Raw genomic sequence first — 15,705 nt, 5'->3', positions numbered from 1 at the left:
TCAGCGCATCCAGGCGCTGTAGTCCATGACGTCACCGGCCTTGACGCCGTACTCGGGATCCGCCTTCGTGAAGGTGGTCTCCAGGCCGAGTACGGCGCCGGTGGCCGGATCCATGATCAACATCCGGCGGGTGGCCGACTGCTGGTACACATACGCCTGTCCGCGCCGCCCGAGCCGGTCGGTGACCTGTCCGACGGGCTTGAGCCCCTCGGCGTCCGCCAGCATCTCGGCCACCGTCGCGGACTCACGGGCGCCGAGGTGCCAGGTGTCGAGGAGCACCCGGACGCCGTCGAGCAGCTGCCCGGTGTCCAGAGCGGTGCCGGTGTACGTGGCTTCCTGGAGGTAGGCGCGCAGCCGGGCGACGTCGTGCGGGGGCCGCGACTGCGGCGGGGCGTCGCTCCAACTGGGCGGATAGGTCTGCGTGGTGCGGTCGTGGCCGTCGTCGACGATCACCGTGTGGCTGTCGTCGGCGTTCCACCGCACGATGCGCTCCTCCGGGTAGGTGATCGGAGGCTTGTCCTCGCTCATGCCGAGGCTCCACGACTTCACATGGGTGCCCTTGGTGAGCTCGGGCGAACCGTCGGCCGCTCGCGCCCGTGCCGCCAGGGTCTGAAGGGATACGGGGGTGGAGTCGGCCCGCACCACGAGCGGGCGGGGTGCGGCGACCGCCGGCGCGGTGGTCTGGTCGGTGAACAGCAGGGCCGCGACCAGCGCGCCGACGACGGCCGTGGCCGCCAGGCCCCAGAGCAGCCGGGGGCGGCGGGAGGGCCGTTGCCGCATGAGCCGGTTCAGTCGCCGCTCGGCGTGGTGGTCGAGAGGGCCGTCGCCGAAGTGGGGGCCGTCGGTCGGCACCGGGTTGGCGCGGCGCAGGAGGTCGAGTTCGTCAGCCATGGCCGTTCTCCTTCAGGGCGGCGGCGGTCGTGGGGCCCAGGCGGTCGATCTCGGCTCTCAGCCGGCGCCGGGCGCGGTGCAGCCGCATCGCCGCGGCCCGCCGGCCACAGCCGAGGGCGACCGCCACCTCGTCGGTGTCCAGTTCCTCCCAGGCCGTGAGCCGCAGCACCTCCTGGTCGGCCGGGGAGAGCCGGGCCAGCGCGTCGTGCACCCAGGCGCCGGGGCTCTCCGCGTCGGGTCCGGCCTCGATGTGCCGCCCGTGTGCCGTGTCGTCGTTGCCCAGCCGGTCCACCAGTCGCCGTCGGCGCCCCTGTCCGCGCACGGCGTTGGCCAGGCAGTTCCGTGCCACTCCGTACAGCCAGGGCAGCGGGGAGTCCGGGAGGTCGGTCCGGCGGCGCCAGGCGACGGTGAAGACCTCCGCCACCACTTCCTCCACGTCACTCATGCGCCCGTCCAGTCGCCGCGCGACATAGCGGCTGACCGCCCAGTAGTGCTCGCGATAGGCAGCGGCGAAGTTGTCGTCGTCGCTCATGTTCCGTTCGTGTCCGGCACCCTCGGGATCGTCACAGCCGTTTCCGTGATTCTCGTCGCGTCCCTGAAGTGTGACGTCCGGGCCGGGCGCGGACACAGGCGGGGCATGAGGCACCTGAAGTGGCTGACGACCACGGATCACAAGACGATCGGGACGCTGTATCTGGTCACGTCGTTCGCGTTCTTCTGCATCGGTGGTCTGCTGGCGCTGTTCATGCGCGCCGAGCTGGCCCGTCCCGGTCTGCAGATCATGTCGAACGAGCAGTTCAACCAGGCGTTCACGATGCACGGCACGATCATGCTGCTGATGTTCGCGACGCCGCTGTTCGCCGGCTTCGCGAACTGGATCATGCCGCTGCAGATCGGCGCGCCGGACGTGGCCTTCCCCCGGCTGAACATGTTCGCCTACTGGCTGTACCTGTTCGGCTCGCTCATCGCGGTCGGTGGCTTCCTCACCCCGCAGGGCGCGGCCGACTTCGGCTGGTTCGCCTACAGCCCGCTGTCCGACGCGGTCCGCAGCCCCGGCATCGGCGCCGACCTGTGGATCATGGGCCTGGCCTTCTCCGGCTTCGGCACCATCCTCGGCTCGGTCAACTTCATCACCACGATCATCTGCATGCGCGCACCCGGCATGACCATGTTCCGCATGCCGATCTTCGTGTGGAACGTGCTGCTGACCGCGGTGCTGGTCCTGCTGGCCTTCCCGGTCCTGGCGGCCGCGCTGTTCGCCCTGGAGGCGGACCGCAAGTTCGGTGCGCATGTCTTCGACTCCGCCAACGGCGGGGCGCTGCTATGGCAACACCTCTTCTGGTTCTTCGGCCATCCAGAGGTGTACATCATCGCGCTACCGTTCTTCGGCATCATCTCCGAAGTGATCCCGGTCTTCTCCCGTAAGCCGATGTTCGGCTACATGGGCCTGGTCGCCGCGACGATCTCCATCGCCGGTCTGTCCGTGACGGTGTGGGCGCACCACATGTACGTCACCGGCGGCGTGCTCCTGCCGTTCTTCTCCTTCATGACGTTCCTCATCGCCGTGCCAACGGGTGTGAAGTTCTTCAACTGGATCGGAACGATGTGGAAGGGCTCACTGTCCTTCGAGACACCGATGCTCTGGGCGACGGGATTCCTGGTCACCTTCGTCTTCGGCGGTCTGACCGGCGTGATGCTCGCCTCACCACCGATCGACTTCGCGGTCTCCGACTCCTATTTCGTGGTGGCGCACTTCCACTACGTGGTGTTCGGCACCGTCGTCTTCGCGATGTTCTCCGGCTTCCACTTCTGGTGGCCCAAGTTCACCGGCAGGATGCTCGACGAGCGCCTCGGCAAGATCACCTTCTGGACGCTGTTCATCGGCTTCCACGGCACCTTCCTGGTCCAGCACTGGCTGGGCGTGAACGGTATGCAGCGCCGGATTCCGGACTATCTCGCGGTGGAGGGGCTCACCCCGCTCAACACACTGTCGAGCATCTTCTCGTTCGTGCTCGGCGCCTCACTGCTCCCCTTCTTCTACAACGTGTGGAAGACGGCCAAGTACGGCAAGAAGGTCGAGGTCGACGACCCGTGGGGCTACGGCCGCTCGCTCGAGTGGGCGACATCCTGCCCGCCCCCGCGGCACAACTTCCTCACCCTGCCGCGGATCCGCAGCGAATCCCCGGCGTTCGACCTGCACCACACCACCGAGCAGCAGAGGGAGTTGACCGCTCTGTGAGCAAGTTCCTGGCCGACGTCGAGGGCCATCTGCTGCTCGCCGCCACCCGCGAGGAGGGCCGCACGGCCGCCCAGCGCTTCACCGCCCCACTGCCCTGGCTCACGGACACCCAACGGACCGAGGTGGAGCGGCGGTTCGAAGCCGAGTACCTCGCCCTCGCCCGCGACTCCTGGCAGCACACCGCCGTGCGCGCCGGAAAGCTCCGGGACGAGTACGAGGCGAAGTACCACGAGCTGCGACGCAGACTGCTGGCGGGTGGACTGCTGGGCTGTGCCGGGCTCTTCGGTGTCCTGGTGGTGTGTCTCGTCCCCCAGCTCCGGTCTTGACCTCGAGCAAAGTTGAGGTTCTACAGTCGTCACATGGCGATCAAGGAGTACTCGCAGGAGGAACTGGCCGCTCAGCCGATCGGGGCGTGGAGCGGTGAGGTGTACCGCCGGGTGGTGGAAGAAATCCGCGCACAGCTGGCCGTGGAGAACCTGACGCAGCCCCACTGGTGGACGCTCAACCACGCCGCCCGGGATCCCGGACGGTGGACCCGTGCGGCGCTCGTCGAGCGGCTGGCTCCGTACGACGACCAGGGCATCGACTTCGACGGCGTCTTCGATGACCTCGTCGCCCGCGGCTGGCTCACGGAGGAGCCGGACGGCATGCGCCTGACCGAGGCGGGGGAAGCGGGACGCGTCCGAGCCCGGGAGCGCACCCTGCCGGTCCATGAGCGGACGCACGACGGGATCGACCCGGCCGACTACGCGGTGACGGTCGATGTCCTGCGCCGGATGGTCGCGAACCTCGGCGGCGAGGGGAACCTCCCCGACTGACCGGTTCGCGCCGTGGGGTGGAGGACGAGGCCGTGCCGGACACGGCCTCGCCCAGGCGTGGGTTCGCCTCCGCTAGTTCAGCGTCCACTTCTGGTTGTCACCGGTGCCGCAGGCCCACAGCACCAGCTGACTGCCGTTGGCCGTCTGGTTGTTGTAGGCGTCCAGGCAGAGTCCGGAGTGGACATTGCTGAGGGTGCCGTCGGTGTTGACGTTCCACTTCTGGTTGTTCTGACCGTTGCAGTCCCAGATCACGGCCTTGGTGCCGTTGGCCGTGCCTTGGTCGTAGGCGTCCAGACACTTGTTGCCGTACACCACGAGTTCCTTGCGGGAGGTGTACGTCCAGGCCTGGTTCTGGCCGCCGTTGCAGTCCCAGAGCTGGGCCTGGATGCCGTTGGTGAGGGTGTTGTCGTTGATGTCGGCGCAGCGGCCCGACTGGGTGCCGACGACCAGGCTGCCGTTGGCGCCGGGCAGCGGTCTGACCGTGATGTCGGCGAGGGTCGGGGCGCCGGTGAAGGTCAGCGTGTTCGAGGAGCCCTTGGAGAGGGCGACCTGGACGCTGATGGTGCCCTGGCTGGAGCCCGTGGGCGGGAAGGAGACCGTCGTCGGGCCCTGGCCGTTGACCTTGAGGGTGGCCTTGCGGGCGGTCGAGGTGGTGTTGGTGTAGGCGACGTCGACGGTCTTCAGGCCGGTGTTCCCGGCGACCACGCCGGAGAAGCTCGACGTGCCCGTGTAGGTGCTGCTCGCGGCCTCGGTGCCGCCCTTGACCGTGAGCATCACGGAGCCGCCCGCCGGGACGCTGGTGGTGTAACTCGTGCCGTACGAGCCGATGTTCTGCTGCGTCCACAGGTCACGGACGGTCGCGTTGGCGTTGGTCAGGCCGAGGTCGGACCAGCGGACGGTGATGTTCTGGGCGGAGGAGGTGCGGTTGAGCAGGACGGCCGCGCGGTTGCCGGCGCCGGACAGGGCCTTGCCGTACACCTGCAGTCCGCTGGTGTCCTCGGCGACCTTGACGCCCTGGAGGCCGCGCGCGTCCTGGTCGACGGCGATGACCTCGGGGTTCTTGAGGATGTTCGCGGTCTCGGTGGTCATGGTGGCGAGGTTGTTGCCGGCGAGGAGCGGGGCGCCGGAGATCGCCCACAGGTTCATGTGGGTGCGGTTCTGGGCGGCGGTGAAGCCGTCCATGCCGACCATCAGCATGTCGGGGTCGTTGTAGTAGCCGGTGTGCTGGGCCGTGGGGTGCAGGTTCCGGTCGTAGTTGGTCAGCAGGTTGGTCATGGACGGCTTGTTGCCGTAGAAGATGATGTCGTCGTTGGTCCGCCACATCGCCCCCTGCCCAGGGGCCCAGTTCCACGGGTTCTGCCGGCCCCAGTTGCACAGCGACAGGGTCATCGGGCGGCCGGTCGTGGTCGTGGCCTTCGTGATCGCGTCGCTGATGGCCTGGTACGTCGTCTTCGCGTCGAGGCCCTCGGCGTCGCCGCCGCACCAGTCGACCTTCACGAAGTCGAAGCCCCACTGCGAGAACTGGAGCATGTCCTGCTCGTAGTGGCCCTCACTGCCGGAGCCGGGCGCGGCGGGGCGGCCGGTCGGGTAGTAGTAGCCGCAGCCGTCCTTGCCGGCGTCGGTGTAGATGCCGGCCTTGAGGCCCTTGCTGTGGATGTAGTCGGCGATGGCCTTCATGCCACCGGGCCACTCCGCCTCGTCGATGGTGATGTTGCCGGCGCTGTCACGGGTGCCCTGCCACCAGCCCTCGTCGATGTTGATGTACTGGTAGCCCGCCGCCGGCAGACCCGAGGCGACGAACGCGTCGACCTGCTGCTTGATCACGCTGTAGTCGATCTTCGCGGCGAAGCTGTTCCAGGAGGCCCAGCCCATGGGGGCGGCGGGCACGGATATCTGCCGGCTGGTCGCCGCCTCCGCCTGGTCCGGCTGCGCGAACAGCAGGGCGGCGGTGGCGGTCAGGGCGAGGACGAGGGCGCGTACGGCGGCGGCTCTGAGGCGGCGTACGGAACTCGGTGGGGGGTACATGCGGCTCCTTCGTGCGGGGAAACACTCAAGGGTGGCGACGATATTTCGAACATGGATCGGCGTTTCGAACGCGTCGCGCGCCGAAAGTAGAGCCCCGCGAGGGCGAAGTCAACGGGTGCGACAGGCGTGAAGTAGCCGGTCCCCTTGGGTCGTTCACCCGTCGCGGCACGCCGCCGCGCCATACTGGCCGTTGTGCGCGTAGCGATCATGACGGCGGGATCCCGGGGCGACGTCGCCCCGTTCACCGGACTGGGGCACGGCCTCGTGCGGGCCGGACACGAGGTCACCCTGGTCACGCACGGCTCCTTCGAGCCGTTGGTGGCAGGGTCGGGGGTCGGATTCCACGCCCTGCCGCTCGATCCCCGGGCGGAGCTGGAGTCCTCACGCGGGCGGGCGCTGCACGACAGTGCGACGGGCACGGGGAAGCTGCTGCGGGTGGTGCGCATGGCGCGGACCCTGGCCCGGGAGATGGCCGACGACGTGCTGGCGGCCGCGCGGGGCAGCGACGTGCTGCTGCTGTCCGGCTCGCTCGCACCGCTGGGACACACCGTCGCCGAGGGGCTGTCGCTGCCCAGCATGGGCGTCTATCTCCAACCCATCGCCCCCACCCGCGAGTTCGGCCCTCCCCTGCTCGGTGGCCGCTCCTGGGGAGCCGCCGGCAACCGGCTCGCCGGGCACGGCGTGGGCCTGGCCGTGGAGCAGGTCTTCGCCGCGACCGTCCCGGCGGTGCGCGGACGGCTGGGGATGCCCCGCGTCCGCACCACGGCGGCGCTGCGGGCCCGGGAGCGGCAGGCGTGGCCGGTGCACCACGGCTTCAGCCCGCTGGTGGTGGCCAGGCCACGCGACTGGCGGGCGGGGCTGGACGTGAGCGGCTACTGGTGGCCGTACGACGTGAAGAGCGAACTTCCGCCCGAGGTGCGGGACTTCCTCGACGCGGGCGAAGCTCCGGTGTTCGTCGGTCTGGGCAGTGCGACGGTCCCGGACCCCGGACGGCTCAGCGCCGACATCGTGCGCGCGCTGCGCCGGGCCGGGCTGCGCGGGGTGATCCAGCAGGGCTGGGGCGGCCTCGCGGCCGACGGCGACGACATGCTGACCGTCGGCGAGGTCGCCCACTCGGCGCTCTTCCCGCACATGGCGGCGCTCGTCCACCACGCGGGCGCGGGCACCACCGCCGCGGGACTGCGGGCCGGGGTGCCCGCCGTACCGGTGCCGGTCCAGTTCGACGCGGGTTTCTGGTCCGCGCGGCTGGTCGCGCTGGGCGTGGCACCGCGGGCGGTACCGCTGCGGGGACTGAACACGGACACGCTGGCCTCGGCGCTGACGCGGGTCACCCGCGATCCGGGGTACCGGGAGCGGGCGCGGGCGCTGGGGGAGCGGATTCGCGAGGAGGACGGGGTCGGGCCGGTGGTGGAGGCGGTGAACGGACTGACGCGCTGAACGGCGGTGTGGCTACGCCGCGCGGGCGCGACCAGCCGTCACCTGCCCGCGGATCCCCACTCGACCGGCCGCAGAATCGCCAGCAACTGCCGCACCAGTTCCTCCACCACCTCGTCCAGCGTCGCGTCCACCCATCCGGCGCTCCAGTCGTGCAGCAGACCGTTGACCGCGCCGATGAACGCCGCGGCCGGAATCCGGTAGTCCCGCGGCACCGCCTCACCCCGCGCGACGGCCGCGTTCGCCTCGGCACACAGCAGGTCGATCCACCCGGCGCGGCGGGCGAGGCGCTGCTCCTCCAGGCGCGGACTGACGCCGATGATCTCGACGAAGGTGATGCGGACACGGCGAGGATCGCCGGTGACGTTCGCGGCGTACGCACGGAAGATCGCCGCCACCCGTTCGGCGAGCGGCAGCGGCCCCGCGTCGGCCACCGCTGTCAGCACCGCCTCCTCGGCCCAGCCGTTGACCTGGAGGTGGAGGGCGGCGAGGACGTCCTCGAGGGTGCGGAACTCCTCGTAGAACTGCCGGGTCGACAGGCCCGCGGCCTCGCTGAGCGCGGCGACCGTGGTGTTGCGGTAGCCGGGGGTGTCGCCGAACAGCTGCAGGGCCGCGTCCAGAAAACGCCCGCGCCGCAGCGCCTGCCGTTCTTCGGCCGTCTTGCCGCCGTAGCGGCCGGTCGGCGCCTTGAGCCTGCCCGCCACGGTCACCTCCGTTGATCGTCCTTCGACGCGCCAATTTTTATCGTGTCCGCGGTCTTGTGGACAGGGCGCCCCTTCCTTACTTTTCAGTAAGTTGATTCTGAAAGCGTCTGTGTTCAGATTCACCAGCTCCGCCTTGGCATGTCCTACTCATGAACCCCACTCAGAGGAGAGAGCCGTCATGCCCGCTTTCAGAGCCAGGCACCTCGGCGTTCTGGCCGCCGCCGTCGTCCTGACCGTCACCGCCCCGGCGACCGCCGCCACCGCCACGGACGCCGCGGACGCCGCCGCACTGCGCGAGGTGCTGTTCGTCGGCAACAACTGGGACGGCACCGCCGACGTCCTCAGGTCCACGGGCGATCTCGCGAAGATCGGCCGCATCAACGTCATCCCCGACAAGGACGCGCGGATGGCGGAGATCAACGCCGATCCGATCAAGTGGATCTACTTCATGGCGATCCGCAACGGTGTCGGCGAGGGCCACGACCAGTTCGCCGATGACATGTACACCACACCGGACGGCGCGTCGGTCGTGGTCTCCCGGCCGAGCTTCGCCGACGTGGTGTCGATCAACCTGTCCACCGGGGCCATCAACTGGCGGTTCCCCGTGTCGGGTTACCGCTCGGACCACATGGCGGTCTCCCCCGACGGCACCCGGGTGGCGGTGTCCGCCTCGACCGCGAACACCGTGCACGTGCTGGACATCAACTCCGGCAAGCAGCTCGGCAAGTTCGCCACCGGCGACAAGCCGCACGAGAACATCTTCACCAAGGACGGCAAGTACATCTACAACATGGCGATCGGTGACGTGAACACCAGCACCGACGCCGCGTGGCTGGACTGGACGAAGGGCGACCGGCGCATCACGGTCGTCGACGCCACGACGTACCAGCAGGTCAAGGTCATCGACATGCGGCCGAAGCTGGACGCGATCGGTCTCACCGACTACTCCGACGCGGTCCGCCCGGCCGTGTTCTCCCCGGACGAGTCCAAGCTGTACTTCCAGGTGTCGTTCTTCAACGGCTTCTTCGAGTACGACCTCGCCACCGACAAGATCACCCGGACCAAGACCCTCCCGAAGAACCCGGCGACCAGCGACGACCGCACCACGTTCGTCAACGACTCCCGCCACCACGGCATGTCGATGAGCCCCGACGGCACCAAGCTGTGCATCGCCGGGACCATGGACGACTACGCGACCGTCGTCGACCGCACGACGCTCCAGGAGGGCCCGCTCGTCACCGCCTCCAAGCCCTACTGGGCCACGGTCAGCGGCGACGGCAAGCTCTGCGTGGTCTCCGAGAGCGGCACCGACCAGGTCACGGCCATCGACTTCGCCACCGGCCGCAAGACGGTGTCCGTCCCGGTCGGCGACCACCCCCAGCGCGTCCGCCTCGGCCATGTCGCGCCGAACTGGACGAGCCCGGCCTCCTGATCAGGCTCAGTCCGTCGCCCGCTCCACGGCCTTGACCACCGCGCCCGCCCCGTCCTCGGCGGCCATGAGCCGCGCGGCGGTCACGGCCGCACGGCTGTAGGACTGCTGCCGTACGACACGGCCGAGCGCGTCGGCGAGCGTCTCGGCCGTGAGCGACCTGAACGGGACCGGGTCGTCGGCGGCCCCGAGTGCGGCCAGCCGCCCCGCCCAGAACGGCTGGTCCGCCGCGACCGGCACGGGCACCGCGGGTACCCCGGCGCGCAGTCCGGCCGCGGAGGTGCCCGCCCCGGCGTGGTGGACCACGGCGGCGACCCGGGGGAACAGCAGCGCGTGCGGTACGTCCCCGACGGTCAGGACGTCGTCGCCGTCGGCCGCCAGTCCGGCCGCGCCGGTCTGCAGGATCCCGCGCAGCCCGGCCCGCCGCAGGGCCCGTACGGCGATGTCGCCGAGCCGCTCCCCCTGCCCGGCCGCCATACTGCCGAACCCGATGAAGACCGGCCGCGCTCCGGCCGCGAGGAAGTCCTCCACTTCCGCGGTCAGCCGCCGGGCCTCGTCGATGTACGGCCACCAGGTGCCCACGACCTCCAGCCCCGGCCGCCAGTCGGAGGGGCGCGGCACCAGTGCCGTGCTGAAGCCGTGCAGAACGGGCCAGTCCGCCCGCTCCTGTCGGCGGCGCATCGCACGCGGCGTGAGCGGGGGCAGGCCGAGGCTGCGGCGGAGGTCCGCGACCGCTCCCGTGTAGAGACGGTCGGCCATGCGCAGCGCGAAGCGCCCGGCCGTACGGTTGCCGGGGCGACCCAGTGAGCGGGCCGCGGTGACCACGGGCGGGAAGTCGCCGGTCGGCGCGGCGGGCACGAGGTACGCGCCGATCGCGGGGGTGCCGGTGGCCTCGGCCAGGTGCCAGCCGAGGGGAGCCGTGGTCGTCGACAGCAGGAGCAGATCCGTCCCCCGGTCCATCGCGGCGGCGAATCCCCGACCGAGTTCGGTGACGAACGCGGCCGCCGTGCGCATCAGTTCACGCTTGGTCGCCGCCCCACCGCCTTCCGCGCGGGCGGGAAGACCACGGAACTCCAGCCCCGCCTCCCGCGCCAGGGGCGCGAAGGCGTCCGGGGCGGCGAGGGCGACCTCGTGCCCGGCCCTCAGGAGCGCGTTGCCGAGTCCCGTGTACGGCGCCACGTCGCCGCGCGATCCGGCCGCGGCGATCAGGATCCTCATCTGTTGTCCTCCGGGGAGTCGTTGCGGGCCGCGTTGGCGTGCACGGCCTTGCCCAGGTAGGAGGCGAGGCCGGGCCGTTGCTGCGACGGGGGCACGACGAGGGCGAAGGCGCGCGGGTCGGCCACGAAGTCGTCCGCGATCCGCCGGTGCATGGCGGGCGGACAGGTGGTGAACCAGCGGGTGATGTGCCGGCGGTGCTCCTCGGCGAGGTCCATGGCCGCCTCGCCGTCGCCGGGCTCCCCCGCGTCGAAGGCCGCGAGCAGCCGGGTGCGCCACTCGCCGGCCTCCGCCATGAGCCGGCGCCAGTCCTCCTTGGTGTGCGCGGCCGCCCGTGCCATCGACTCGCGCTGTCCCTGTGAGTCGCCCCACTTCAGCTGCCGTTCGGTGGCGTAGCTGAGGTCGAAGCCGATCTCGCCGAAGACCTCGAAGCGTTCCTGCGGGGTGAGGGTGACGCCGGTCCGCTGGACCTCGATGGCCCGCTCGGCGACCTCGCAGAGCCGCTGGAGCCGGGCGATCTCCTCGCTCAGCTGCCGTTGCCGGGCCCGGAGCTGATCCAGGGCGTTGGCCTGCGGGTCCTTGAGGATGGCGGCGATCTCGTCGAGGGAGAAGCCGAGTTCGCGGTAGAAGAGGATCTGCTGGAGCCGGGCCAGGTCCGTCTCGTCGTAGAGGCGGTACCCGGCCCGGCTGCGGCTGCTGGGCGTGAGCAGGCCGGTCCGGTCGTAGTGATGGAGCGTGCGCACCGTCACCGCGGCCCAGGACGCGACCTGCCGCACGGAGTAGCTCATTCACCTGCCCTTTCGTCGGGGTCCAGCCTCAACCCTGACGTAAGGAGAGGGTCAAGCGAACTTCGACGCCATCCAGGCCGCCAGCTCGGACCTGGCCGCGTTCAGCACGGTGGCGGAGGGTGAGGCGGACCCGTTGGTGACGAGCGCGTAGTGCAGGGTGGCGCTGTCGGTGTCGGTGAGCAGAAGGCGGCGGCTTCCGGTGCCGCCCGGTTCGGTGGTCGTGCCGACCGGGGTGGTCGAGGTGTACGCCGGCGGGGCGTACGCCGTGCCGAGGTCGGAGACCACGGTGGTGGAGGCGTTCGGGAAGGACGCCGGGAGGTGCAGTTCGGTCGGTGCCGAGCCGCTGCCGGAGCGCCACACCAGCAAGGAGTACTGGCCGGAGCCGACCAGCGAGGACACGTTCGGCAGGCTGCTCGGGACCGGGTTCCAGGTCAGGGTCGTGGAGCCGTCGCGGGAGCGGTCCTCGTAGGTGAAGGCGAGGGTGCTGCCCGAGGTGGCGCTCGGGTAGACGCGGTCGAGGAGCCGGGCGTCCTGTCGCAGGACCGCCTTGCCGGAGTCGTCGAGGCGTACGGCGGACAGGTCCTCGTCGTTCCAGGCGTCCCCGGTGGTGAGCACCTTGTCGGGGTTGCCGTTCATGAGCTCGCTGTGGCGGCCGTTGTAGATGTCCCACTGCCACTGCGAGCCGGACAGCACCGGACCGGACGTGGCGGGTGTGGTCCACCAGTTGGCGCCCTTCACCCGGGAGTCCAGGGCCTGGTACATGGCCTTGAGGACGGTCGGGGCCTTGCCGGCGGTGGAGCCGTTCAGGGGGTGGCCGAACTCGCTGACGACGGCCGTGGTGCCGAGCGCCGAGGCCCGGTCGCGGACCGTGGCGAAGTCGCTCACGTACTGGCCGTCCGAGGCGTTGCCCCACATGAGGACGCCGGAGATGGCCTTCTGGTCGTAGAAGTGGGTGTTGAAGACGTACCGCGAGCCGATGGCGCCCGCGTCGAGCAGGCCGCCCTCCTCCTTGCTGACGTTGCCGTTCCAGAACAGGTTCGGCTCGACGAAGGCGGGCTTGTCCGTCCAGCCGGCCGCGTCCATCCGGGCCCGGAACTTCACGTAGAAGGGCCACAGCAGATCGCGTTCCCAGGCGCGGCTGGCCTGGCCGGACTCGTAGGTGCCGGCGTAGGGCTCGTTGTAGGGGTCGAAGCCGAGGACGCCCGTGAACTGCTCGGCGGACAGGTTCTGCTTGATGTACGCCATGGTCTTCTGGGCCGTGGTGAGGAAGGAGTCCTGAAGGCCGTGGGCGTTGTGCCAGAAGTCGTACTGGGCGGCTTTCACCGCGCCGTTCTGGGTGATGTTCTGGCCCCAGAGGAAGCAGATCCCGCAGGATTCGTCCGGGTAGTTGCCGAGATCCACCGCCCATTGCGGGGCGCCGTCGCCCGTGTACCAGCTGTCCGGGTCGAAGAGGTAGCGGGAGTAGAGGTCCTGGTGGAAGTCGGGGTAGACACGGATGCCCGCGTCCAGGAAGGCGCCCATCTGTGCGGTGGCGGCGGCCAGGTAGGCCGTGTCCAGCTGACCGCGCACCGGCTCGGCATAGGCCCAGGAGAGCAGGAAGCGGACCGAGTTGCCGCCGCCGAGGGCTCTCAGCGCGGTCGCCGACTTCTTCGCGTCGGCCACGGAGGCGAAGGGCAGGCCGTGGTTCTCGTCGAGCTTGGTCTCGCCGGAGACGTTGTAACCGCGGAGAACCACCTCGCGGCCTTGGCCGTCGACGAAGCGGCCGTTCGACACGGTGAGCGCCGTGCCGTCGAACCAGAGGGAGTTGGGGACGGCGGCGGTGGCGGGCCCGGCGCCCGCCACCGTCAGAGATCCGAAGAGGACGACCAGAACCGCCAGCAAACGCAACCGGATATTCGGCATGTTCACTACAGTCGGGTGATTTCCGGACACCGTCAACACTTCTGACTCATGAGTAAGTGTCAGCTTTTCTTCACACGTTCTTTCTCAGCCACCTCAACCGCCCACTCGACGCGTCACGTTCAACAGGTACTCCTTGCGGTTCAGCGGGTTGTGATCGGTGCGCGGACGGCTCGGCACGTCACCGCGCACGACGGGCGCGTAGTGGTCGAACCCGCTCTCCAACTCGCCCTCTCCCCGCGTGAGTCCGGGCAGCCGCTGCTCCAGCGCGTGGACGCGGGCGGCCGGCACCGCACCCTCCAGGACGCAGCTCTCCCCGCGCGTCTCGGTGGTCTGCGGCACGGCCTGGAGCGCGGCCAGCACCGGCAGCAGGGCGCCCAGGGTGTCGGCCGGGGCCTCGATCCGGAAGCGGTGCATCGGCTCGTACACCTGGCTCCCGGCCCTGCGCAGCGCCTCGGTCAGCACCAGCGGTGTCAGGCCCCGGAAGTCGGCTCCGGTGGTGGACATGCTCTTGTCGAAGCCCTGGTGGGCGTGGCTCTGGCGGGGCCAGTAGCCGGAGTGGGTCATCGTGACCGTGCAGTCGGTGACCTGCCAGCCGTTGAGGCCCTGGCCGAGGGTCTCGCGGACGGTGTCCTCGACGGCCTTGAAGAAGGCGTACGGCATGGCACCCAGCTCCACCTCCAGCCGGAAGGCGATGCCGGTTCCGGGCGGGGCGGGGTCGACGCGCAGGCCGACGGTCGCGAGGAACGGGTTCGCGCCCTTCTTGATGAACTCGGCGGCGGCCCCCGTGCCCGCGGGCCTCTCGATGCAGAGCGGCGTGGTCTCCCGGAAGCCGACCGCGAGCCCGAACTCCTCCGCCAGAGTGGCTTGAATGACCTCCTTCTGGACCTCCCCGTACAGGGAGACGGAGGTCTCCTGGCGTACCTCGTCGTGGCGCAGCCCGATCAACGGGTCCTGTTCGGCGAGTTGACCGAGCGCGAGGTGCAGGGCCCTGCGGTCCGTGTCCGGGCCCGGTACGACCACGGACTCCAGGGTCGGCGGGGCGAAGAAGTGCCCGTGCGCCTTGCGGGGTTCGCCGATCGCGTCGCCGATCCGCACCTCCGCGAGACCCCAGAGTCTCGCGATCCGCCCCGCGGGGACGGCGTCCTCGCGGATGTCGGTGCCGTGGTCGAAGACGCTCACCGCGGTGACCCGGCCCTCGTCGCGGGCGTCGCCGGTCCGGGCGTCGCCGAAGGGGACCCGGTCGCGGGTGCGCAGCGTTCCGGAGAACATCCGCGCGTAGGCGACCTTCTCCCCCGCCGGGCCCCGCTCGACCTTGAACACGGTGCCGGAGACCGGGCCCTTGGGGTCACCGTCCGCGCGGGGCAGCAACTCCTTGATCCCCACGATGAGTTCGGGAACGCCCGCACCGGTGGCCGCGGAGCCGAAGAACACCGGGTGGACGAGGGCCTCGCGGGTCCGGGCGACGAGAGCCGCGCGCACCCGGTCCTCGGAGAGCGTCCCCTCGACATAGGCCGCGAGCAGTGCGTCGTCGTGGTCCGCGAGGACGTCGACGGGAACTTGGCCCGGGGCGAACGCGGCCTTGCGGGTGCCGAGCCCGACGGCCCGCCCCATCGGTACGACCGCGGGCGTGAGCCGCTCTCGGAGCGCGCGCAGGACACCGTCGTACCGGGCGCCGCGACGGTCGATCTTGTTGACGAAGACCAGCGTGGGAATCCTCAGCCGCTGGAGGGTGCGCATCAGGACGCGGGTCTGCGCCTGGACGCCCTCGACGGCGGAGACGACCAGCACGGCGCCGTCGAGGACGCCGAGCACCCGTTCCACCTCGGCGATGAAGTCCGGGTGGCCGGGGGTGTCGATGAGATTGACGGTGACGTCGTCGACCGCGAACGAGACGACGGCGGACTTGATGGTGATGCCGCGCCGGCGCTCCAGCGCGAGGGAGTCGGTGCGGGTGCTGCCGGCGTCGACGCTGCCGATCTCGTCGATGACTCCGACGGAGTGCAGCAGCCGCTCGGTGAGGCTGGTCTTACCGGCGTCTACGTGGGCGAGGATCCCGAGGTTGAGCAAGTGCACGAAGCGTCATGTCCTTCGAAGAGGGGGGTCATTCCTTCTTGGGTGGACATGCGTGCTCCTCGCATTACCGCGCTCCTCCATCGATCGCCTACGGGTCCCTCGCAGTGCAGCAGATCCGCGCACCGGGCGCCAACGAATTAACGCTCAACAAAGCCGCGTCCCAGCCCTCGCCCCCTCCCCCGGCCGG

13 protein-coding genes are annotated in these 15,705 nt (G+C 70.2%); 5 read left to right on the top strand and 8 right to left on the bottom strand.

Features of this window, described 5'->3' with window-relative positions:
* Entirely contained in the window at positions 1-891 is an 891-nt protein-coding gene (locus OG381_RS41850; protein ID WP_327721189.1) for a CU044_5270 family protein, read from the bottom strand.
* Positions 884-1,423 carry an RNA polymerase sigma factor gene (locus OG381_RS41845; RefSeq protein WP_327721188.1) on the bottom strand — a complete coding sequence of 180 codons (540 nt, stop codon included), beginning with the start codon at positions 1,421-1,423 and terminating at the stop codon, positions 884-886. The genes OG381_RS41850 and OG381_RS41845 overlap by 8 nt, the downstream gene beginning before the upstream one ends.
* 105 nt (positions 1,424-1,528) lie before the next feature.
* Between OG381_RS41845 and ctaD the strand changes: the two genes are divergently transcribed.
* From ctaD to OG381_RS41830, 3 genes are read left to right on the top strand one after another with little or no spacing between them, the layout of a single operon-like run.
* Positions 1,529-3,130, top strand: a complete 1,602-nt coding sequence (gene ctaD / locus OG381_RS41840) for an aa3-type cytochrome oxidase subunit I (protein WP_327721187.1) — start codon at positions 1,529-1,531, stop codon at positions 3,128-3,130.
* Positions 3,127-3,456, top strand: coding sequence for a hypothetical protein (locus OG381_RS41835; protein WP_327721186.1), 330 nt, complete (start codon positions 3,127-3,129; stop codon positions 3,454-3,456). The genes ctaD and OG381_RS41835 overlap by 4 nt, the downstream gene beginning before the upstream one ends.
* Before the next feature lie 33 nt (positions 3,457-3,489).
* On the top strand, positions 3,490-3,948 hold the full coding sequence (locus tag OG381_RS41830) for a MarR family winged helix-turn-helix transcriptional regulator (RefSeq protein ID WP_327721185.1): 459 nt from the start codon (positions 3,490-3,492) through the stop codon (positions 3,946-3,948).
* A 72-nt stretch (positions 3,949-4,020) separates the two neighbouring features.
* Here OG381_RS41830 and OG381_RS41825 read toward each other — a convergent pair whose 3' ends face one another.
* Positions 4,021-5,973, bottom strand: a complete 1,953-nt coding sequence (locus OG381_RS41825; protein WP_327721184.1) for a ricin-type beta-trefoil lectin domain protein — start codon at positions 5,971-5,973, stop codon at positions 4,021-4,023.
* Positions 5,974-6,180: 207 nt separating this feature from the next.
* Between OG381_RS41825 and OG381_RS41820 the strand changes: the two genes are divergently transcribed.
* Positions 6,181-7,410, top strand: coding sequence for a glycosyltransferase (locus OG381_RS41820; protein WP_327722698.1), 1,230 nt, complete (start codon positions 6,181-6,183; stop codon positions 7,408-7,410).
* 38 nt (positions 7,411-7,448) lie between these two features.
* Here the strand turns inward: OG381_RS41820 and OG381_RS41815 are convergent, their stop codons facing one another.
* Entirely contained in the window at positions 7,449-8,111 is a 663-nt protein-coding gene (locus OG381_RS41815; RefSeq protein ID WP_327721183.1) for a TetR/AcrR family transcriptional regulator, read from the bottom strand.
* 178 nt (positions 8,112-8,289) lie between these two features.
* Here OG381_RS41815 and OG381_RS41810 point away from each other — a divergent pair, with 178 nt between their 5' ends.
* Positions 8,290-9,543 carry a YncE family protein gene (locus tag OG381_RS41810; RefSeq protein WP_327721182.1) on the top strand — a complete coding sequence of 418 codons (1,254 nt, stop codon included), beginning with the start codon at positions 8,290-8,292 and terminating at the stop codon, positions 9,541-9,543.
* 6 nt (positions 9,544-9,549) lie between these two features.
* On the opposite strand, the gene OG381_RS41805 is transcribed toward OG381_RS41810, so the two are convergent.
* From OG381_RS41805 to OG381_RS41790, 4 genes are all read right to left on the bottom strand, one after another.
* Positions 9,550-10,758, bottom strand: a complete 1,209-nt coding sequence (locus OG381_RS41805) for a glycosyltransferase (protein ID WP_327721181.1) — start codon at positions 10,756-10,758, stop codon at positions 9,550-9,552.
* A complete protein-coding gene (locus OG381_RS41800; RefSeq protein WP_327721179.1) occupies positions 10,755-11,543 on the bottom strand; it encodes a MerR family transcriptional regulator in 789 nt (262 codons plus the stop codon). Before OG381_RS41800 ends, OG381_RS41805 begins: the two co-directional genes overlap by 4 nt.
* Positions 11,544-11,594: 51 nt before the next feature.
* Positions 11,595-13,445, bottom strand: coding sequence for an endoglycosylceramidase (locus tag OG381_RS41795; protein ID WP_327721178.1), 1,851 nt, complete (start codon positions 13,443-13,445; stop codon positions 11,595-11,597).
* A gap of 93 nt (positions 13,446-13,538) precedes the next feature.
* A complete protein-coding gene (locus tag OG381_RS41790; RefSeq protein WP_327721177.1) occupies positions 13,539-15,518 on the bottom strand; it encodes a translation factor GTPase family protein in 1,980 nt (659 codons plus the stop codon).
* Between the last annotated feature and the right edge of the window lie 187 nt (positions 15,519-15,705).

The organism is Streptomyces sp. NBC_00490 (genome assembly GCF_036013645.1).
In the GTDB taxonomy this organism is placed as follows: domain Bacteria; phylum Actinomycetota; class Actinomycetes; order Streptomycetales; family Streptomycetaceae; genus Streptomyces; species Streptomyces canus_F.
The sequence above is the reverse complement of the archived record's forward strand: the minus strand, read 5'-3'. Positions and strand labels throughout refer to the sequence as shown.

Bases quoted from the DNA above. Each gene is read 5' to 3' on its own strand.
- OG381_RS41805 (WP_327721181.1), bottom strand. From the start codon at position 10,758: ATGAGGATCCTGATCGCCGCGGCCGGATCGCGCGGCGACGTGGCGCCG.
- OG381_RS41845 (WP_327721188.1), bottom strand. From the start codon at position 1,423: ATGAGCGACGACGACAACTTCGCCGCTGCCTATCGCGAGCACTACTGG.
- OG381_RS41830 (WP_327721185.1), top strand. From the start codon at position 3,490: ATGGCGATCAAGGAGTACTCGCAGGAGGAACTGGCCGCTCAGCCGATC.
- OG381_RS41800 (WP_327721179.1), bottom strand. From the start codon at position 11,543: ATGAGCTACTCCGTGCGGCAGGTCGCGTCCTGGGCCGCGGTGACGGTG.
- OG381_RS41795 (WP_327721178.1), bottom strand. From the start codon at position 13,445: ATGCCGAATATCCGGTTGCGTTTGCTGGCGGTTCTGGTCGTCCTCTTC.
- OG381_RS41810 (WP_327721182.1), top strand. From the start codon at position 8,290: ATGCCCGCTTTCAGAGCCAGGCACCTCGGCGTTCTGGCCGCCGCCGTC.
- OG381_RS41825 (WP_327721184.1), bottom strand. From the start codon at position 5,973: ATGTACCCCCCACCGAGTTCCGTACGCCGCCTCAGAGCCGCCGCCGTA.
- OG381_RS41820 (WP_327722698.1), top strand. From the start codon at position 6,181: ATGACGGCGGGATCCCGGGGCGACGTCGCCCCGTTCACCGGACTGGGG.
- OG381_RS41850 (WP_327721189.1), bottom strand. From the start codon at position 891: ATGGCTGACGAACTCGACCTCCTGCGCCGCGCCAACCCGGTGCCGACC.
- ctaD (WP_327721187.1), top strand. From the start codon at position 1,529: ATGAGGCACCTGAAGTGGCTGACGACCACGGATCACAAGACGATCGGG.